21 protein-coding genes are annotated in these 20,331 nt (G+C 44.5%); 10 read left to right on the top strand and 11 right to left on the bottom strand.

Translation table 11 applies throughout. The features are described from left to right. Window positions 1–96 precede the first annotated feature (96 nt). Window positions 97–915, top strand: a complete 819-nt coding sequence (locus tag KIV41_RS15975) for a sterol desaturase family protein (RefSeq protein ID WP_285337002.1) — start codon at window positions 97–99, stop codon at window positions 913–915. Window positions 916–1,108: 193 nt separating this feature from the next. Here the strand turns inward: KIV41_RS15975 and KIV41_RS15970 are convergent, their stop codons facing one another. The 7 genes from KIV41_RS15970 to KIV41_RS15940 form a co-directional block, all read right to left on the bottom strand. After that, window positions 1,109–1,567: a GNAT family N-acetyltransferase gene (locus KIV41_RS15970; protein ID WP_285337001.1), complete on the bottom strand. Its 459-nt coding sequence runs from the start codon at window positions 1,565–1,567 to the stop codon at window positions 1,109–1,111. A gap of 16 nt (window positions 1,568–1,583) precedes the next feature. Next, window positions 1,584–1,802: a hypothetical protein gene (locus KIV41_RS15965; protein ID WP_038884798.1), complete on the bottom strand. Its 219-nt coding sequence runs from the start codon at window positions 1,800–1,802 to the stop codon at window positions 1,584–1,586. Window positions 1,803–1,838: 36 nt separating this feature from the next. Continuing rightward, window positions 1,839–2,222 carry a hypothetical protein gene (locus KIV41_RS15960; protein ID WP_010448293.1) on the bottom strand — a complete coding sequence of 128 codons (384 nt, stop codon included), beginning with the start codon at window positions 2,220–2,222 and terminating at the stop codon, window positions 1,839–1,841. A 189-nt stretch (window positions 2,223–2,411) separates the two neighbouring features. Beyond that, window positions 2,412–2,519, bottom strand: coding sequence for a YceK/YidQ family lipoprotein (locus tag KIV41_RS15955; protein ID WP_227741912.1), 108 nt, complete (start codon window positions 2,517–2,519; stop codon window positions 2,412–2,414). A gap of 5 nt (window positions 2,520–2,524) precedes the next feature. Further along, window positions 2,525–2,968: an NUDIX domain-containing protein gene (locus KIV41_RS15950; RefSeq protein ID WP_045389604.1), complete on the bottom strand. Its 444-nt coding sequence runs from the start codon at window positions 2,966–2,968 to the stop codon at window positions 2,525–2,527. Beyond that, a complete protein-coding gene (locus KIV41_RS15945; RefSeq protein ID WP_045389601.1) occupies window positions 2,958–3,374 on the bottom strand; it encodes an NUDIX domain-containing protein in 417 nt (138 codons plus the stop codon). Before KIV41_RS15945 ends, KIV41_RS15950 begins: the two co-directional genes overlap by 11 nt. A gap of 253 nt (window positions 3,375–3,627) precedes the next feature. Continuing rightward, window positions 3,628–4,026 (bottom strand): GFA family protein, encoded by a 399-nt coding sequence (locus KIV41_RS15940; RefSeq protein ID WP_045389598.1) that lies wholly within the window; start codon window positions 4,024–4,026, stop codon window positions 3,628–3,630. A 285-nt stretch (window positions 4,027–4,311) separates the two neighbouring features. Here KIV41_RS15940 and KIV41_RS15935 point away from each other — a divergent pair, with 285 nt between their 5' ends. The 5 genes from KIV41_RS15935 (at window position 4,312) to KIV41_RS15915 (ending at window position 10,376) form a co-directional block, all read left to right on the top strand. Further along, complete coding sequence (locus tag KIV41_RS15935; RefSeq protein WP_009696966.1) at window positions 4,312–5,286, top strand: tripartite tricarboxylate transporter substrate binding protein; 975 nt, start codon at window positions 4,312–4,314, stop codon at window positions 5,284–5,286. A gap of 230 nt (window positions 5,287–5,516) precedes the next feature. Continuing rightward, window positions 5,517–6,011: a tripartite tricarboxylate transporter TctB family protein gene (locus KIV41_RS15930; RefSeq protein ID WP_005451900.1), complete on the top strand. Its 495-nt coding sequence runs from the start codon at window positions 5,517–5,519 to the stop codon at window positions 6,009–6,011. A 20-nt stretch (window positions 6,012–6,031) separates the two neighbouring features. Beyond that, a complete protein-coding gene (locus KIV41_RS15925; protein WP_005451899.1) occupies window positions 6,032–7,558 on the top strand; it encodes a tripartite tricarboxylate transporter permease in 1,527 nt (508 codons plus the stop codon). Between the two features lie 154 nt (window positions 7,559–7,712). After that, entirely contained in the window at window positions 7,713–8,483 is a 771-nt protein-coding gene (locus tag KIV41_RS15920; RefSeq protein WP_285337000.1) for a sulfite exporter TauE/SafE family protein, read from the top strand. Between the two features lie 156 nt (window positions 8,484–8,639). Beyond that, on the top strand, window positions 8,640–10,376 hold the full coding sequence (locus KIV41_RS15915) for a methyl-accepting chemotaxis protein (RefSeq protein WP_285336999.1): 1,737 nt from the start codon (window positions 8,640–8,642) through the stop codon (window positions 10,374–10,376). Window positions 10,377–10,445: 69 nt separating this feature from the next. Here KIV41_RS15915 and KIV41_RS15910 read toward each other — a convergent pair whose 3' ends face one another. Beyond that, on the bottom strand, window positions 10,446–11,417 hold the full coding sequence (locus tag KIV41_RS15910; protein WP_010448314.1) for a TAXI family TRAP transporter solute-binding subunit: 972 nt from the start codon (window positions 11,415–11,417) through the stop codon (window positions 10,446–10,448). Window positions 11,418–11,738: 321 nt separating this feature from the next. On the opposite strand from KIV41_RS15910, the gene KIV41_RS15905 reads away from it, so the two are divergent. After that, entirely contained in the window at window positions 11,739–12,890 is a 1,152-nt protein-coding gene (locus KIV41_RS15905; RefSeq protein ID WP_285336998.1) for an HD-GYP domain-containing protein, read from the top strand. Between the two features lie 333 nt (window positions 12,891–13,223). On the opposite strand, the gene KIV41_RS15900 is transcribed toward KIV41_RS15905, so the two are convergent. Further along, window positions 13,224–14,744, bottom strand: a complete 1,521-nt coding sequence (locus KIV41_RS15900; RefSeq protein WP_138954054.1) for an aldehyde dehydrogenase family protein — start codon at window positions 14,742–14,744, stop codon at window positions 13,224–13,226. Window positions 14,745–14,991: 247 nt separating this feature from the next. Here KIV41_RS15900 and KIV41_RS15895 point away from each other — a divergent pair, with 247 nt between their 5' ends. Then, complete coding sequence (locus tag KIV41_RS15895; protein WP_285336997.1) at window positions 14,992–16,755, top strand: sigma-54-dependent Fis family transcriptional regulator; 1,764 nt, start codon at window positions 14,992–14,994, stop codon at window positions 16,753–16,755. A 63-nt stretch (window positions 16,756–16,818) separates the two neighbouring features. On the opposite strand, the gene KIV41_RS15890 is transcribed toward KIV41_RS15895, so the two are convergent. Further along, on the bottom strand, window positions 16,819–16,956 hold the full coding sequence (locus KIV41_RS15890; protein ID WP_009704374.1) for a hypothetical protein: 138 nt from the start codon (window positions 16,954–16,956) through the stop codon (window positions 16,819–16,821). Between the two features lie 342 nt (window positions 16,957–17,298). Here KIV41_RS15890 and KIV41_RS15885 point away from each other — a divergent pair, with 342 nt between their 5' ends. Then, entirely contained in the window at window positions 17,299–18,201 is a 903-nt protein-coding gene (locus tag KIV41_RS15885) for a LysR family transcriptional regulator (protein WP_285336996.1), read from the top strand. 99 nt (window positions 18,202–18,300) lie between these two features. On the opposite strand, the gene KIV41_RS15880 is transcribed toward KIV41_RS15885, so the two are convergent. Then, a complete protein-coding gene (locus tag KIV41_RS15880; RefSeq protein ID WP_285336995.1) occupies window positions 18,301–19,821 on the bottom strand; it encodes a DUF1254 domain-containing protein in 1,521 nt (506 codons plus the stop codon). 271 nt (window positions 19,822–20,092) lie between these two features. On the opposite strand from KIV41_RS15880, the gene KIV41_RS15875 reads away from it, so the two are divergent. Beyond that, window positions 20,093–20,299: a hypothetical protein gene (locus KIV41_RS15875; protein WP_020197504.1), complete on the top strand. Its 207-nt coding sequence runs from the start codon at window positions 20,093–20,095 to the stop codon at window positions 20,297–20,299. Window positions 20,300–20,331 lie beyond the last annotated feature (32 nt).

Here is a 20,331-nt window from a genome sequence, read left to right as displayed (position 1 = left end):
GCAAACAGACCGCAATTCACCTTCCTACCTTTCGATGAAAGATACATTGATGTCGTAAGGTCTTAGGAGTTAAGCGAATTAATCAAGGAAATTAGAGTGACTGAAACTGCATTTAACGACCCTTCCTGGCTAAGGCTTAGCATCTTCATTGGTGTGTTGTTACTCTGTACGCTATGGGAAAACAAGCTGCCGAGAAAGAAGCTTACGGTCGAGCGATCATTTCGCTGGTTTAACAACCTTACGCTGGTCGCTTTAAATAGTGTCATCATTGCTATTGTCATGCCTATTGCCGCTTTCCAAGCAGCCATCATCGCTTATGAAAACCAATGGGGCCTACTCAACGCTCTTGCCTTGCCAACTTGGCTAAATGTGCTGATTGCTGTCGTATTACTCGATCTCTTCATCTATTTACAGCATTTAGTTTTTCATCGCGTTAAACCGCTGTGGAAGCTTCACCGCATGCATCACGCTGATCTAGATATCGATGTCACAACCGGAACACGATTCCACCCGATAGAAATCATTCTCTCAATGATTGTAAAAATCACCGCTGTTTTCGCTTTGGGCGTCTCTCCTATCGCCATCTTAGTGTTTGAAATTGTATTGAATGCTAGCGCGATGTTTAACCATAGCAATGCAAAGCTGCCACTGCCTTGGGACTCGAAGTTACGTAAGTTGGTTGTGACGCCAGACATGCACCGCGTGCACCACTCTGTCATCGCGCGAGAAACCCATTCTAACTTTGGTTTTTTCTTGTCTATCTGGGACCGTTTGTTTGGCACATACCGCTCTCAGCCGGAATTAGGTCATGATGATGTTGTGATTGGTGTTCCAGAGATCCGCGACAAAGACGAGCAAAGATTGGATAAACTGCTCACACAGCCATTTCGTTTTAAGGACAAGTCTTCGCTATGACCAGTTCGATGAAAGTGAATGTGTTTGGAAAAATCATGCTTGCTGAATGCAAAGATGGGATTTGGACGCTTTATATCGACTCGGAAACATCGATAAAGCGCCCTGTTAGAGATTTTGTCGTGCCGCCCTTTCTCGATGAGGACGAGTTACTGACCTACCTAGATGATATGTATCACGAATATGCGACTACAACTCATCCCAGTGTGTTTCGGATTGAATAAACCAGCTTAACTTCCGTTGCAGGGTTACCATTGGTCAATGAGAATAGCATCGACTCCTCACTTTGTAGCACTTCAAAGCCGAGTGCTTCAAAAACAACAACATTACCCGTCTCTTCTACACACCAGACGCTCAAACAATTCACCGAATCATATAACTCACACAAAGCCGGAATTAAGCGGCGAGCGATGCCCTGTTTACGAGATGCTCTTTCGACGGCTAATCCCGATAATTGTAGTTCGCTGCTTGTTAATTTGACTTTGATACAAGCAACAACCTTGGTTTCAATATAATAGGCGTAAGTGACCCATTCATCTTTGCCTGAAGTTGGTTTTGCGGTTTTGTTTGGGGAGTAGATTGCTCTCAGTTCATGAAAGCAATCTCTGGAAAGGGATTCGACCGAAGGGTCTCCACTAGAAACGTGTTGAAGCATTTATGCTCTGCTGGAATTAGGCTTTGATCAAATCGCGCTTCTTGTTTGATTGGGTTACGCCAACAAACAAGCCAATAACACCTAACACAATTGACGCAAGCGCTAACATACTCACATCTTGTTGTTTGTTGATAGCAGAGTAAACAAACGCAATCCCAAAAAAGATTGCACCAAAGCTAAAGCCAGAGATCGCTGCGAAAAGTCCAAAGCTCGCAAGATCCTTAACGTTGTTCATAACTCATCCCTGTTAGAAAACAATTTAAAAATAAAATTAGCGGAATATCTGACGAGAGTTTCTAACCCTGTTTGCACTCCATAACCATAACGATGCGGCTAAAGCAAAACCAAAGATCATTGATTGAAGTTGCAAAGGAACTTCATCGCTAAAAAGCCCAAAGTTGTAGTGCGCATATGAGGTAAAGACGACATCACTGCCCATCGTCAGAATCAACATCAATACCCCAGTGCGGCGGTGTTTAATAAGCAAATAGATTGAGAGTAAGTTTAATATCCCTAAACTCGTCCAGTAGCTATTAAGCCATTGCGGCACTTCGGTATATGGCAAGAAACCACCAGTTACGTTGTCATAAATATGTATAACGCTGCCTACAAGCAGATACGAACAAAGGATGAATACTGCAAACTTTTCCTTCATTGTTGGCTTCCTTATCATCGTTTTGATGGCGAATCATACTAGACTATGTGAGATATCAATAATTTGATGTTCATTTTTGAGAGCGATCATACTTTAAAAACGCCTATTTCAGTCCCAAAGTCACACATTCTCGCGGTTGAACACCAATACCCAAAGAATAGTCGTTCATCAGAAAGGTCGCATAACTACTTAATTAACGTCTATTGAGCCTTTTTCAGCTTGCATGGTGATTGTGTACGGTAAGACCAAGGTGTCGGCAATAGCCGAAAAAACGGTATCGAATACAAAGAACGGCACTCCGCCTAGTTTTTTCCCTCTTCAGATACTGGTAAATCAATCTTACCGAGGCGGATAAACTCACGGGCCTGCTCTAAAGCACGTTGAAAAACAGGATGCGCGTGTGAAGTGATATCTTGCGTAATATCATGCCAAAAGAAAGCGAAATGATGCCCACCATCATCTTTTGTATGAAAAACCCATTGTTCTGGAAGAGCCCCGCACTCACATAAAACAAAATGCCACACTTGCTCTTGGAACTCACTTTCCCAACAGCCTAAATAGCTTGTTCGTTTTACTTGAACAATGCCTGACTCTTCTGTTAGTTCCCTTTTAGCGGCACTTAACAAATCACCATCAAATGATTCGACGGTACCTTTCACCAACTGGATACCAGCAAGAGGATGCTTGAAAAGAAGAATCTCACTATTTTGGTTTCTCAACACCAATGGACATACTTTATCGACCACCAAACCATTCCTTATTTCTTAAACAACGCTTCTTTGCTTCAATTGGATAAAGGTTGAGAGGAGCTATTTCTTCATAGCCAACCCATTTTAACTTGTATTGATTAGTATCCGATCTTCGCTGTTGTTCAGGGCCGCAGCCAAGTCTTACTGTTGGATTGTCGACATACGATAGAAAGTAATGTTCGATTCGCGCTTGATTTCGAATCTCGAACACATGCTCCAACAAATCGAGTACTATGCTTGTCTCTTCCAGAGCTTCTCTCTTCGCTGCCTCAACTATTGATTCATCACTCTCTACTGAACCGCCCGGGAAAACATGATAATTTCTTCCGTCCTTGTTCCTCTCAATGAGCAATAATTGGAAGTTTCGGTTAATCAAAACTACCCCTGCGCGCTGTTGCTTCATCTAAGAGCGCCTCCCTGCGTCACCTATCATGTCTTTGCACAAACCTTATGTGCAACATATTACACAACTTAATAACAACCGTAACGCCTATTGTGAGAGGTTATTGTTTTTAGGTGAAAAAAAACCGAGATAAACTCGGCTTTCTCAATCTTTAGCTCACACCACTTTGTACTTGCTGATAGACAATCAAAAATAAACCTGCAAATACCGCTACTGTCAGTAAAACCTTTAACCAGAGAAACTTCATTATTATCTACTCTTCAGGCGCGTATTGGTCAAAAACTTCTTGAGCTGTCATTTTCTTGCTGTGTGGCTGCAGATCATAGTACGCGGGCTTCTCATCAGTGAAGATCTCTAAGCTTAATTTGAAATCTGGCTCATTAAATAATCCCGCAGAAAGAATATATTCATCCGTTGCCAATAAGTGGTAATAGATATTCGTGCCGCATTCACCACAAAAACCTCGTACTGCCCATTGGGATGATTGATAACGTTTAGGCTCAGCACCGCTAAATCTTACGCCCGGTCCACAATGAACCGCATGCAAAGGTCCACTTGACCACTTTCGACACATGTCGCAATGACAAAAGCTCACTTCATTGTGTTGAGGTGCGGTCACTTCAATAGCGCCACATAAACAGGTTCCTTTCATCGCTGTCACTCCCTATTAAACCTCCATTATTATGGCGTTTTAAGGCGCCCAATTGATGTGACCAATCTAGTCTTTTACTAAATCCAGCCTTGGATCCCTTTTTCATGAACTTTATGAACAAAACGTCGTTTATGCTCAATATTCTCTTTATCTACGCATTAGAGACATCACGTTAACACCTTATTAACCTTTAGCTCATCACTAGCGAGTCACCCTACCTCGCTAGGAGAACAAATAATAAGACTCTTCAAAACAAGAGAGTCACCAACATAAGGAACGTGAAACATGTTAAAGGTACTCAAACCAACGCTCGCCGCATCCATCATTGCAGCCTCATTTTCTTTCCACGCTTTTGCTGCTGATGTTGAAAAAATCCATTTCCTAATCCCAGGTGGTGCTGGTGGCGGTTGGGATATGACGGCTCGTGGTACAGGTGATGTACTGGTTAAATCCGACATCGTTGAAAATGTCTCTTTCCAAAACCTCTCTGGTGGCGGTGGTGGTAAAGCCATTGCACACCTCATCGAAACCGCTGAGCGCCAACCTGATACGTTGATGGTGAACTCAACCCCAATCGTTGTTCGTTCACTGACGGGTATCTTCCCGCAATCTTTCCGAGATCTCACACCAGTAGCCGCAACGATTGCTGATTACGGCGCTATCGTGACCTCCGCGGATTCGAAGTACAACACATGGGAAGATGTGGTCAAAGATTTCGAATCTAACCCACGTAAAGTAAAAATCGCCGGCGGTTCTGCTCGTGGCTCGATGGATCACCTTGTCGTCGCAGCTGCATTTAAAGGCGAAGGTTTTGACGCGCGTAAAGTTCGCTACATCGCGTATGACGCTGGCGGCAAAGCAATGGCAGCGCTTCTGTCTGGCGAAACACAATTGCTTTCAACCGGTCTTGGCGAAGTATTAGAGATGTCGAAATCTGGTCAGGTAAAAGTACTGGCGATTACGGCACCAAAACGTCTAGACGCTGCACCAAACATCCCTACCCTGAAAGAATATGGCAATGAGACTGTGTTCGCGAACTGGCGTGGCTTCTTTGCCGCTCCTGGCACAAGCCAAGCCAAGCTCGACGAATGGAACGCGGCTCTGACCAAAATGTACAAAACGGACGAATGGCAAGTTGTTCGTGACCGCAATGGTTGGATTGACAACTACAAAGCGGATAAAGAGTTCTTCGCGTTCCTAGAAGAGCAAGAGCAGCAAATGGGCGATCTAATGCGCGAATTAGGTTTCCTTAAAAAGTAATAACTCCCATCCGAGTTTGTGGGGTTAGCTATCCCTAGCCCCGTTGTATTTGCACTCTAATTTCACCGTATATGGGCATTGTCGATATTCGACAAGTAAAAACTCCTTTGTTTATTGATTGGTAAACACTAAGTAATTCGACTAGCAGCGATGCGCTTAATTGTTAATGACTTGGTCCTTCTTCATTAACGCCCATATACGGTCTTTTCCTGTTGTTCTAGGAGTTGGATATGTCTCATTCAACCAATATTTTTACCAAAGAGAACTTGCTGTGCCGCGATCGTGTTGGCGCGATGATCTTTTTGTTGTTTTGCCTATGCTATGGCTACCAAACTACGCAAATCCCTCTCTTTCCCGGGGATGAATACGAACCCTTCACGGCTCGCACTTTACCGACCATTCTGACCTACGTCGGGATTGGTTTAGCGCTAATGCTATTGGTCACTGGTCAGCCCGATAAACAAAGCGGCGCTGTGATGTCATTCAACTGGAAATTGCTTATCGCCTTTTTAGTTTTGATGGCGCTTTATGGTCTGGGTTTGACTTACATCGGCTTTGTATTAGCGACAGGATTCTTCCTGCTTGCGGGCTTTTACCTTCTTGGCGAACGACGTAAATCGGTGTTGTTTGGAGCCTCATTCCCGTTCGTTATCGCGTTTTACTTGTTGCTCACTCAAGGTCTGGATATCTACCTTGAGCCTGGTCTGATTTTCACCATCTGGTAGTCAAAAGAAAGGACTGAATTATGTTAGATGGAATTCTACAAGGTTTATCCACCGCCGTGATGCCAATGAACATCATGATGGTGATTGTTGGCTGTTTTGTTGGTACGTTTATCGGCATGCTACCGGGGCTTGGTCCTATTTCTGCCATCGCTCTGATGATTCCTATCACCTATGGTTTGGATCCATCTTCGGGTCTGATTCTGATGGCAGGTGTTTACTATGGTGCGGTATTTGGTGGTTCAACTTCATCTATTCTTATCAACGCACCGGGTTGTTCTTCAACCGTAGTTACCGCGTTTGATGGCTACCCAATGGCGCAGAAAGGACAAGCAGGTAAAGCACTTGCACTGGCGGCTTACTCTTCTTTCACTGGTGGCACGCTTTCAGCAATAATGCTGCTTGTGGCGGCACCTGCATTGGCTAACGTCTCGTTAAGCTTCCAATCTTCTGACTACTTTGCGCTAATGCTTCTTGGCTTATCCGCAGTGGCTGCGTTCGCTGGCAAAGGACAAGTAATAAAAGCATGGATGATGACCATTCTAGGCTTGATGTTGTCTACAGTCGGCATTGATAAAGGCGTCGGTGTCGAACGCTTCACCTTTGGTCTAACGGATTTGATGGATGGCTTTAGCTTCCTATTGTTGGCGATGGCGACCTTTGCACTTGGTGAAACTTTGATGGGTATTTTGAAGCCTTCTGAAGATACGCGTGATGAGGAACAAGATAAGCTGAGCAACATTGGCTCGATGAAAGTCACCAAGGAAGAAATCAAAGAAGTAGCGCCTGTTTCTATTCGCTCTTCAATCCTTGGATTCTTTACTGGTGTTCTTCCGGGCGCAGGTGCAACCATCGCCGCCTTCTTAAGTTACGGCATGGAACGTAACCTTGCTCCAAAGGATAAAAAAGAGCAGTTTGGTAAAGGCAGCATTCGAGGTTTGGTCGCTCCGGAGTCAGCGAACAACGCGGCATCAAGTGGTTCTTTCGTTCCTCTTTTGACTCTTGGTATTCCGGGCTCTGGTACAACCGCAATCATGCTAGGAGCATTAATCGCTTACGGTATTCAACCAGGTCCTCGTCTGTTTGTTGAACATCCAGATGTGTTCTGGTCGGTAATTATCTCCATGTACTTCGGCAACATTGTGTTGGTGATTCTTAACCTACCGCTGATCCCATACATCTCAAAGCTGTTGGCAGTACCAAGAACCGTGTTGTTGCCGATGATTCTGTTCTTCTCCATTACGGGTGTGTATCTGGTTTCTTTCAACACCATGGACGTGTTTGTGATGTTACTTGTGGCAATGGCAGCCATCGCACTAAGGTTAGCAAACTTCCCTCTCGCACCGCTGTTGCTTGGCTTTATCCTTGGTGGATTAATGGAAGAAAACCTGCGCCGTGCATTGATGATTTCCGACGGTGAACTGAGCTTCTTATGGGAACGCCCAATCACACTGACATTCACAGTGCTTGCGGTACTGGTACTTGGCAGTCCACTTTTTGTAAAACTCTTTCAAAAGCTTAAAGCGCAACCAGTGAAAGTTGAGCAATAAGCATTCTATCTCTCCCTCAAGATAGACCTTTGAAACCAAGCCACCCTCTGCGGTGGCTTTTTTCTTGGACTAATCGCTACTTTATTTCTTTGGGTGAGTTGCGTAGTGTTAATCGTTCAGAAACAAAAACTATAAGAACAAAAAAGGACTTTTTATGCTGCTGGAATTTGCTCTCTTGTTTGCTGCGGGCGTCGTTGGTGGGATCATGAACTCCGTCGCCGGTGGTGGTAGCTTCATTACCTTCCCTGCATTAATGGCGGTTGGCGTGCCTCCCATCATGGCGAACGCGACGAATACTTATGCATCTTGCGCAGGTTACATCAGTGGTGCAATCGGTTTTCGCGAAGAAATCATGAAGAACAAGCAAGAACTCGCTTTCACTATCTCTTTCAGTTTGATCGGTGGTGCAGTCGGTGCTTACCTTCTGCTGAATACGCCGGAATCTGTTTTTCTTGAAGCTATTCCATGGCTACTTTTATTCGCAACCGTGCTCTTTTTAACTGGCTCACGCATGACCGCGTTGATTAAATTTCTGACCAAAGAGACCAAACACGCCGGCATTCTGGGTGTGATTGCATTAAGTCTTCTTTTGATTGGTGTCTCTGCTTATGGCGGCTTCTTCAATGCCGGACTAGGCGTGATCGTATTAAGTTATTTAGTGGTTGCAGGGCACCAAGACATCAACTTAATGAACGGGCTTAAGCTACTGGTTTCGACCTGTGTTTCTCTGATTGCCATCGTGATCTTTGTTGCTAACGGTTCAATCGATTGGACCAAAGGCAGCGTTGTAATGGTTGGCACATTGGTTGGCGGCTACTTGGCAGCGCGTGTATCTCGCCGGTTGAATCCTAGTCATGTAAAAGGCTTCGTTGCCCTTTCTTCTATCGCCATCACTATCTACTTTTTTATCGATGTTTACACTTAAAAATCGAGCCTCAAGCGATAACATAAATATATGAACTTATTTACATTTACCATACAGGTGTCTTATTATTGAGCCAATTCAACAAAAAACGTAATTTTGTTTGACTGCCGGATTGCAGTCTTTTTTATGGTCACTCAACAAGGATGTATAGGTAATATGGCTCACCTTTCGTTTAAGAATAAACTGGTGTTGCTGATCATCGCGATCATCACCACAACCACTCTTATCTCTTACTTCAGCGTCAACCACTTTATAAGCAACTACATTCATCAATCAGACAGCAAGAACATCACCCATATCATTGACATCACCCGCGACAAACTCGAAGCTGAACTTAATAGTAAAGTTGCGCAAGCCACCAATCTCAACTTCAGTATGATGGACATTGCAGACGCAAAAGAGACCTCTGGTTTTGCTCAGGTTGTGAAAATCGTCAACGGTTACGCGTTCGATGATACGGGCAACATGAGTGAAGAAGATGCTCAATATTTTATCGACGCTGCAGAGACCCAAACTGAGCAACTAAGTATTAGCCCTATCACTGTCAAAGACACTGTCCCATACATCACTTTCTCAATCAAAAGATTTGACGACTCCGTTGATTTTTTCACTTACGACCTGGCTTCCTTAAGTAAGGTCATTGTTGGACTTGCGGCTGAGGGAAGCTTTGCTGAACTTATCGGTGATGGAACTGTTATTTACAGTAATAAGCAAGGCAGTGAATTAACGCCTGTAGAGCGTAACATCTCATTCGGCAATGGCCAGTGGCAGCTGATAGGATATATTGACCAAAGTAACATTCAAGCTAACACGGACAAGCTGAATTGGATGATTACATTAGCGCTATCAATCGCTGGCATTGCAATCATTTTGGGTAGTATTGTTTTGCTCCACTTTGCTTTTAAGCCGCTTGAGCAATTGAAGAAATTAGTCAGTGACCTGTCTGATGGCAACGGCGACCTAACTCAAAGACTCAATATCAACAGCAAGGATGAGATCGGCCATATATCCCAATCAATAGACCTGTTCATTGCCCAACTGCAGAAGATGTTTGTTGAAGTGTCTCATTCATCTGCGCATATCGACCACGCGGTTGGTGAGCTTGCCAAACAGTCGGATAACAATAGTAGCACTCTAAATCAGCACACTATTGAATCAGAACAAGCCATCACTGCCATTGAAGAAATGAGCGCCACGGCAGAGTCTATTGCGAGCAGTGCTGATGATGCAGCTAAGCTTACTGACCGTACCAATCGCTATGCAGAGGAATCGAAGCGTACTGTTGGAAACGCGGTTCAAAGCGTAAGTGACATGGTCACTCAGGTAGCCTCTATGTCTGACACCATTGGAACAATGAGCGAAGACACCAAGCAGATCAGCTCTGTGTTACAAGTGATTGGAGAGATCGCAGAACAGACAAACCTACTAGCATTAAACGCTGCAATTGAAGCCGCCCGTGCCGGTGAGCAAGGACGTGGTTTTGCAGTCGTCGCTGACGAAGTGCGTGCCCTCGCCGCTCGTACACAGCAAAGCACCTCTCAAATCAATGAGATGTTAGCGAAATTGAAGTCGACGACTGATAATGTGGTCAATGAAATGGACTCAACGCGTTCAAGTTGTCAACAAACCGCAGATCGCACCAATCAGGTAATGGACTCTTTAAACGTAGTGACAGATTCTGTGGTAGAGATTAACGACTTGAACACTTTGATGGCGACATCTGCTCAAGAGCAGCGTCAGGTGACTCAAGAAGTCAGCCGTAACATGAGCGCGATTCAAGAGATCATTCGTAAGCTCAACGAGAACGCCTCGCAAACAACATCAGTCAGCGACGAACTGAAAGCAACCTCTACTGGTCTGGGTGATGTAGTTTCGCGGTTTAAAGTGCAATAACACTGACGAACGACAAACAAAAACGCCATCGTGAAATACGATGGCGTTTTTTATTGGCGTAGCGACAGATTACTTAATCAAACCAACTTCTTTGTAGTACTTCTCAGCACCAGGGTGAAGCGGCGCGGACAGACCATCTTTCACCATTTCTTCTTTTTTCAAGTTCGCGAATGCTGGGTGTAGACGGCGGAAATCGTCAAAGTTTTCGAATACCGCTTTCACTACGTTGTAAACCACTTCATCTGGCACTGCCGTAGAAGAAACAAACGTCGCACCCACACCAAAGGTTTGTACATCGCTGTCTGAACCGCGGTACATACCACCCGGTACGTTTGCGATACGGTAGAAGCTGTTGTCAGAAACTAGCTTATCGACTTGCGGACCAGCCACAGTTACGATGTTGCTGTCACAAGAGGTGGTCGCCTCTTTGATAGCACCACTTGGGTGGCCTACAGTGTAGATCATCGCGTCAATCTTGTTATCGCACAGCGCTTTAGACTGTTCTGATGCTTTTAGCTCAGACACCAATTTGAAATCGTCATTCGTCCAACCGTACTCTTTCATCAGTACTTCCATCGTACCGCGTTGACCAGAGCCAGGGTTACCTATGTTAACTCGTTTGCCCTTTAGATCATCGAACGATTGAATGTTGGCATCTTTACGAGCAACAACCGTAAACGGTTCTGGGTGTACAGAGAACACTGCACGAAGCTCTTTGAATGGGCCTTTGTCTTCAAACTTGCTCGAACCGTTGTAAGCGTGGTACTGCCAGTCTGACTGAGCGATACCTAAATCCAGTTCACCCGCACGAATGGTATTAATGTTGTAGATCGAACCACCAGTACTTTCCACTGAACAACGAATGCCATGGTCAGCACGTGATTTATTCACCAAACGACAGATTGCACCACCCGTAGGGTAATACACGCCAGTTACACCGCCCGTACCAATGGTCACAAACGTATCTTTAGCAGAAACTGAAAAGCTTGCGCTCATTGCAACTAGCGATGCCGCCACTGCGAGCTGTTTTAACTTAAACATTGAATGTCCTTCTCCGTTGTTGTAGTGAAGTAAGTATAGCAACTATTAACAAGTTGTTAACGCACAAGATCACATCCTAGAAATTCATGAATAATTTAAAAATACAGATAGTTAAGTAATGTCTAACATTCTCGTTATATGTGGTTACTTCAAGCTTTTTTACTATATCGTTACATACATAACCTTACTTTTATGATGGGAATCTAATTTCAAAGTAAGACGGGTTAATTGAATGTAATTCGGGTGCTACATTTTAAGTCTAAATTATGAGAAATCGATTCCATTATAAAAAGCAAAAATGTGCAACAAAGGTTGGCAAACATGCTCGATTATCCCCTATTAAGTAAAACAGCGACCAAAGAAAAGAAGACCACAGCAATACTGGATGAGCTATTTAAGCTCACTCAAACAAGTTACCCAGAGTTCAGCCGCTTTTCTGTGGTATTAATCAAAGGAAACAAGGCTTCTAACTACTATGTAAATGACACTATAGCTCAACCATTTGGTCTTGATTTTGAGGACCAAGAGCTTCGTATAAACTCTTCATTGACGGAGGTCGCCTATAACTGCCAAGTTAGAATCGTTGATGACCTAGAGAACTTCGACAACACCGAACGCATAAAGAAACTGATCAAACTCGGCCACAAAAGCAGTTATGCATCACCTATATATAATCGTGGTTCTATCATTGGTTTCCTTTTCTGCAATGCAACAAAAACCAAGTTTTTCTCGGATGAGCATACGCAGCGAGACTTCGCCTACCTGAGCCAAATCATATCGGGAATATTCATTCAGCTAGATGAAAAACAAAAGCACTTTCAATCAGCTTTAGCGATTGCTTTGAAGATGGGGCACGAAAGAGACCCTGAAACAGCAGAGCATTTAATACGAATGGGAAAATACAGTGAGCGACTTGCACGGTTACTAGCAGATAAAAATAGGTCTATTACCCCTGAGTTTATCCATCGTATCAGGCTATATGCCCCCTTTCATGATATAGGAAAATACAAAATCCCTGACGATGTACTCTTCAGTGATAAGCGCTTTACAGCAGCTGAACGCGAAGTTATGAATCAGCACACCATTTTTGGAGAGCGGATCATTGAAGACGTTGTCGCGCTGTCTGACACATCAATGATTGCACAGGATGAAGTGCAATTTATTAAGAACATCATTCGCCATCATCATGAATATTACAACGGTACAGGTTTACCCGATGCATTATGTGGTGACGACATTCCCTTAGAAGCGAGGATCGTAACACTGGCCGATGTATTCGATGCCTTGCTAAGTAAGCGCGCGTATAAAGCTGCTTGGTCACTGTCTGATACGGCAAACTTTATTAAAGAGCATAGGTTATTGATGTTCGACCCAGATTGCGTCGACATGCTGATCGAACACCTAGACGAGTTTTTAGCGATCCGTGCACATCATCGAGACCACGAAGGTACCCAAAACGCCGTTGCTTGTTAACTAGGGTCTGCTGACCTTTCGAGCTGATTTTTGCAGCGAATTGTCGGGCGGTTACACAAGGCAGAGATTTTGATGTGTAGTTAGCCTACATGAGAAGTCGATAGTGAAGTAGGAATAACCAACATACGCTGCCCAAAGGGTTCGGCTAAAATCGTTTCATGCTTTGTTAAGGAGTATTTGCTTAGAATGACTAGGCTACACACTCCTTGCCTCGCCTAAAACAATTTTATCTCGAACAAAATTTAACCACAAAAGAACAACAGACCCTAAGAAAAGCCCCGAACACTCGGGGCTTTGTTTTACTGCTTTTTCTTTTGCCTGAAGGCGATGTATTTAGAAGAATCCTAGCGGATTGACGTCGTAGCTAATTAACAGGTTTTTCGTGTTCTGATAGTGATCGAGCATCATCTTATGCGTCTCTCGACCAATGCCGGATTTCTTGTAGCCGCCAAACGCAGCATGCGCAGGGTAAGCGTGGTAACAGTTTATCCAAATGCGTCCCGCTTCTATGTTACGTCCCATGCGGTAAGCAAGGTTTTGATCACGTGTCCACACGCCTGCGCCCAGACCGTATTCAGTGTCATTGGCAATCGCCAGCGCTTCTGCTTCATCTTTAAAAGTAGTCACTGCGATTACCGGACCAAAGATCTCTTCTTGGAAAACTCGCATCTTATTGTGACCCTGTAGCAAAGTCGGTTGAATATAGTAGCCCTGTTCCAAGTCGTTCTCTTGTTTCGCTACATCTCCACCAAATACGACTTTAGCTCCTTCTTGGCGGCCGATCTCTAGATAACTCAGGATCTTATCGAACTGCTCTTGCGAGGCTTGAGCGCCAACCTGAGTATCAGTATCCAGTGGATTGCCTTGCTTAATGGTTTTTGCACGCTCTGCAACTTTAGCAATGAACTTATCGAACACAGATTCATGTACCAGCACACGTGATGGGCAAGTACACACCTCGCCTTGGTTAAAGAAAGCAAGCAAAGTACCTTCAATACACTTATCTAAATACTCATCTTCGTGATCAAACACATCTGGGAAATAGATGTTCGGAGACTTACCACCGAGCTCAACCGTCGACGGAATTAGACTCTCCGCCGCACATTTTAGGATGTGGTTGCCCACTTCAGTTGACCCCGTAAACGCTAACTTAGCAATTCGGTTACTCGTCGCCAGTGCTTGCCCAGCTTCTGAGCCAAAGCCATTGACTACGTTCACCACGCCAGCCGGCAGAAGGTCACCAATCTTTTCCATCAGAACCAGAATTGAAGTCGGCGTTTGCTCAGCAGGCTTAAGTACCACACAACAGCCCGCGGCCAACGCAGGAGCCAACTTCCAAGCCGCCATCAACATTGGAAAGTTCCAAGGAATGATCTGCCCCACAACACCAATCGGCTCAGGAAAGTGATAACTTGCGGTATGTTCATCTAACTCAGCCGCACTGCCTTCTTGAGCACGGATACAACCTGCAAAGTAACGGAAATGGTCCACAACTAAAGGTAAGTCTGCCGCTAACGTTTCACGAACGGGTTTGCCGTTTTCCCATGTTTCTGCAACTGCAAGCTCTTCGAGGTTTTGCTCAATGCGGTCTGCGATTTTTAGCAGTATATTCGCACGCTCAGTCACGCTGGTTTTCGCCCACTGTGCTCTTACGCTATGCGCTGCATCCAGTGCAAGGTTGATGTCTGCTTCCCCAGAACGAGCGACCTTACAATACGCTTGGCCATTGATTGGCGATGTATTGTCGAAGTATTCACCACCCGTTGGTTTTACCCATTCGCCACCGATGTAGTTGTCGTAATGCGATTTGAAATTAACGATGGCATTTTCACTACCTGGCTGTGCATAGATCATAACTCTTCCTTTTGTTCTCGTTCATTTTTTTGTTTTAAACAACCGAGTGTTCAACTCAGCATTGTTGCAAGAACATCACTCAAGTCACATGCCAACAATGAGTACCTTGTTGTTAATTAAATGTAAAACTATGATTACCAAGCGATAACAAACTAAGTGAGTGACGTTTGAGCGGATGTATGGTGTGAACACCAGTGTTCAAGTGTTCCAGAATGGCACACCCTCACTGTGACAAAATGGTACAGTCATGGAACTTCAACACATTACCAACAGCAATTGGCTTTCCACTTCATGGGACAGAAGTGAACAAGCGGGTTTAAAACAGCGACGTCGACCAGACGATATTCGTGTCACCTCAGCGTTACTTGAGGACCGACGCCACCAGCTCCACTTCTTAATCGATGCCGTTAAGCAATTTGCCTTGCCTTTGTTTAATCAATTGTTCTCCCACAGCGACAGTCGATTAATACTGACCGATGCCGAAGGCGTGATCATTGGGAGCTGGGGGCAACCTAAGTTCCGTGAAAAGCTGACAGAAATTGCGCTTAGTTCTGGCGCGTGTTGGCAGGAAAAACTCAAAGGCACCAACGCCATTGGCACTGCGCTAGTGGAAGCAAAACCCGTTTCCGTGATTGGTGACCAACACTTTATACAACATCATCGCTTTATCAGTTGCTCAGCGAGCCCGATCTTTGATCATTTGGGTAATTTGATTGGTGTACTGGACATTACCAGTGAGCAAAAGAAGCATGACTTTTCAACACAAGTCTTAGTCCAAAACATGGTTCAACAGGTAGAAAACCAACTACTCAACCAAATCCCTCAAGGGCACATTCGAGTTGATTTAGCTTGTGAGCAAGGTTTACTGAATAGCGGTTGGCAAGGCATCATCATCGCCAATGAAGAAGGTCAAATTCTGGCTCATAACCAAGTAGCCTCACAACTGCTGGCTCAAACCAATGTTGTTGGACAACAACTCGCCTCCATACTTGACGATTCTGCCAGTAACCAATCTTTAGTCTTCAAAACTCAGCCACTATCGGAGCGAAAAACATCATCTCGTGCTATTTCTGCCTCGAATGACCTGCATTACGGCGACACCACCGTCGAGCACTGTTGGCAGCAAGCCAATCGCGTTATCGATAAAGACATTAGCTTGTTGATCCTTGGCGAGACGGGCGTAGGTAAAAATGAGTTCGTTAAAGCTCTGCATAAAAACAGCCAGAGAAAAAACGGCCCCTTGGTTTCCGTGAACTGCGGTGCGCTACCGAAAGACTTGGTCGAATCCGAACTGTTTGGTTATGTCGCAGGTGCCTTCACCGGAGCAAACAACAAAGGCTACCAAGGTAAGATCCGTCAAGCGCACAAAGGCATCTTGTTCTTAGATGAAATCGCAGACTTACCATTAGAAGCGCAAAGCCGACTGCTGCATGTTCTCCAAGACAAAACCGTGTTGCCTGTCGGCTCAAACCAAACCATCCAAGTGGATACACAAATCATCGCCGCAACACACAAAGACTTAGAGCGATTGGTTGAGCAAGGTGAGTTTCGTCAGGATCTTTATTACCGCCTAAACGGACTCATCGTCGAATTGCCTCGTTTCCAAGAGCGTAGCGACAAACAAGCGCTGATTGAGAACATTCATCGTCGTCACGCCGAGTCTGAACAAAGCATTTGCCCTCACCTACTATCATTAATGTTGGGCTATGGTTGGCCGGGGAATCTGCGTGAGCTCGACAGCTTAATCAAAGTGTCAGCCTTGATGGCGCAAGGAGAAGCGCAACTCGAGCTTAGCCACGTACCTAACCATCTTGCCAAAAAGCTAAGCCAAACAAACGTTATCAAACAAGTGGATACGTCAAAAACCAGAGACATGCGTACGACTGTGGAAGATAAGTTGGTAAAAACCTACCAAGCAAACCAAGGCAACATCAGTAAAACCTCGCGCATGTTGGGTCTGAGCCGCAATACCATTTATCGCAAACTCAAGAGTCTTGGTATGCTGAAATGATGAAGTGTGAGAGATAAACAAAGAGCACCTCTTTGGGTGCTCTTCTTATTTTGAAACCTAGCCTTACAGTCCGCCTTCTTGCTGCGCCTGTTTTACTAATGCCTGACGTTGAGTTTCCGTTTCAGAATTCACTTTCTGTTCCTTGTGCGTTTCCTGATCCATATCTGCCGGAATGAAAACAAAGTACTTGTTAAGAGTCATCGTAAGAACCTCAATTAATAGTGTTAAATCACCTTCTTGGTAAATGTAAACAACACCAGCAAAAACGACTTATGCCGGTTCCTTGTTGTAGGTTTCAAAAAATAGAGGATGTTTGTCTACTAAACATCCTCCATATGCAAGCTAATTATAGGATGAGTTCAAAGGCTTACCTAGCACTCTTTTTCACCTTTTATGCAATCTTTGTTTCTTAATCAGATTTGATACACCATACCCTTACGACCTAACCCCATGTCACAAAAGGAAAATTTGTTTTCGATTTTATTGGAACAGAGGATGAGAGACGTTGATACTTAAAGCTTAACGTTTTGAGGCGCTTACTTCGTGAAAAATACCATCGATTTAAATTTGTATCGCTTTCTTTATCTACTGAGCCAGCAAAAGTCGCAGGCGAAAGTGTGTCATACGCTAGACATCAGCAAAGCCACCTTTACTAGGCAGCTCGCCGAATGCCGCCTGCGATTTGATAACGAACTGTTCAATGCAGAGAAAGGCGTTTATACCCCTACGCTGCTATGTCAACAATTGTGTGAGGCTATCGGGGAACCTCTAGAGCAACTTGAGCAGATACCGCAGCTGGCACAAAGCTACAATGCGAATCAGCATGCTAACGAATACCTATTCAGTATTATCAATCCTCTTTCTGGCATGTTAACGATCCCTTTGGTTACCGCCCTTACCACAGATGAACAAAAGCCTAAGATTTCCTTTATTGATTGGTCGATAGAAAGCATAGAGAACCCAAAGCGCGGCGCTGTCGCAATTGGGATTGGTGGGTTTCCAAATGAACTCAATGAAAGGATGGTCGAACGCAAAGTCAGCTCAGTGCCGATTTTCGCTTACGTCAATGATCAACACCCACTCAGTCAACAACAAGAAATTGAGCTGAGCGATATGGAGAACCTAGATACTGTGCGCGTCTCAATGGGTTCGCTCGATGTGAGCGCCTATTACGAGCGAATGCGTAAGTTGACTGGCGTGAATCTAGAACAAAAACTGACCGTCTCCTCCATGAGTGCTGCGCTAGATTGTGTGAAAGTCAGCCCGTATGTATTTGTTGGCATGTATATCGATGACAAAGAGCTACCCGCAGGCATTCGTCGATTGCCTTTGACGTTGGAAGGAAAACCCATGATGTTTGACGTTGGCATTCAGTACCATCGTGCCTTCTACCAACATCCGATCATTGCTCAAGTAGAAGCATTTATTAAACAAGCACTTAGCTAAGCCACTAAATTCAATTGCCACATCGTCAACGAATACAAAAAAGCCGACCAATAAACAGGTCGGCTTACTTCTTCAGCTTCTAGGACTTAAGCTCTTATCTTATTTAACCTCCGTGATATCACTTGGCTTCCAAGTACCGTCGTACCAAGGTTCTAGTGGACCATATACTCGCAAGATGGTGAACCAACCTTTGTTAGGTACGGTTTGAATCCAGTTTGCTTCTTTGCCTTTTGGAGCTTTCGGGCCAAAGTACAAATCAATCGAGCCATCTGAGTTAGCAATCATCTCATCACGTTTGTCGTTCTTACTTGGGAACGGTTGACTAGTTTGTAGCTCTGAACGTGTTTGCGTATCGTAAGCCACCACAGACCAGAAGTTCTTCGCTGGTACATTCGCAGGAATCGTCAGCTTGTAATTCTTACCGCCATCAAAGAACTTACCCTCTGCCGTTTTATCAACAATGGCGTACTGAGAGCCTTTGCCAATCATCTTAAGCGCCATCGCTGGCGTGTTTACCGTTGCCATGTAGAAGAAATAAGTACGCGCATCCAGATTACGTCCACCTTTACCTTCATCAATCAGCCACTGATAATCTTTGCCGATAAAAGCAGTTTTCCAGTTACGATCGTCCCAAATGTACGCGTTTTCTGTACGTGGGTTAAACATCAGCGCACGAGCCGTTGCATTACCAATAGCAGCACCATCTTCAAGGATCTTTTGCATGCGAGCATCCGGTGCAAATGGTTTGCCCTTCTGAATGCCGATAGTCGCAATCAAACCACGCATTTCTGGGTCAATAAAATCAATAGGCTCTTTGTCGATAACCACTTTGATTTCGTCATAGAAATGTTCGTCATTGGCGTGAATAGTATTGAAGGCTTTACCACTACCTGAAGTGAAGGCCATCTTCGGTTGATCATCCTTCTTAGACAAAGGATAAATCTTCAAACCAGTGTGGTACGAGTTGACCGCTGCATCCGTTTTACCGTCTTTCAAGAAGCCTCGTGCGATAAACCAGTTCACATAACTTGTCGATTGAGAAACATGGTAGCCCTCAGGCACTGGGCCATCGTAGTTTGGTGGCAAGATAAGGTATTTGCCGCCCTGACCTTTATCTGGCCCTACTACGCCCATATCGGTCACAAAACGGAAGAAGGCATCATTGACTGTAGTTGGCCCCATGCCCGGCGGGATTTCCACAACCGTTGGACCATCACGCTCTAGATCAAGAAACGCCGATGCGTAAACCGTATCCGTGTTACCGGTTAGGAATAAAGGATTTGAATCCATCAAGTTATCAAATAGCATCACCTGATTGGATTTCGTCAATCCCATCTTTTCATGTCCCATACGTAGCGCTTCTAACGACGCCAGAGGGATGGCATTCATGAATACTTCTGTCGCTCGCATAGTATCGAGATTGTTATAAAGCGTATCCATGGTCTGTTGACTTGGCACACCATCCTTGAAATTCAAAGTACCGATGCTTGTTTCTACCGTATTCGGCGTCATGATGCTTGTTGGAATATCTGTGTTGTAGTTGCTGGTATTTGCCAGAACAGAAGATGAAACCAGTAAGCCAGTCAGCACAGCGATACGTTTGAGTTGAGTCTTTAGCATAAGAATTTCCTGCGTTATCAGTTGCGATACATTCACTCTACTTAAAGTTAGGAATCAATTCTGATGCTCACCACAATCAAAATTGCCGACGCGTTTTTTATGCAATGAAACTCACAACACATCTCTATTCAAAACTGTCTACTAGGTCAATATTTAATCTTTTTTGAGAAATATTTAGCCCGTTTTTTGGGTATCTTCTGAGCAAAAAAGAGACAATACAAATGCGGAGTGAGAACACTCTGATACTACCCACTAAGCTCTGGGAGGCGTTATGAAAAGTAAAAAATTAGGTCATGTGATGTCATTCAGCAGAATGTTTTCCTTCATTGCCTTTCTGACAGCCACATTCGCTTGGGTATTAAGTATGTATGCCCTCTTTACGGTTTCCGTTGTGGCACTTTTCGTCAGTGGACTTCTCTACTTGAATGACAGATTCGGCCATCACCCAAAAGGCAATGTAAAAGAAAAGAGCGCTTAGGCGCTCTTTGAGTTCCTATAGAGTAAGAATGA

This window comes from Vibrio sp. D401a (assembly GCF_030248515.1).
Taxonomy (GTDB): domain Bacteria; phylum Pseudomonadota; class Gammaproteobacteria; order Enterobacterales; family Vibrionaceae; genus Vibrio; species Vibrio rotiferianus.
This window is presented reverse-complemented; position numbering and strand designations above follow the sequence as displayed.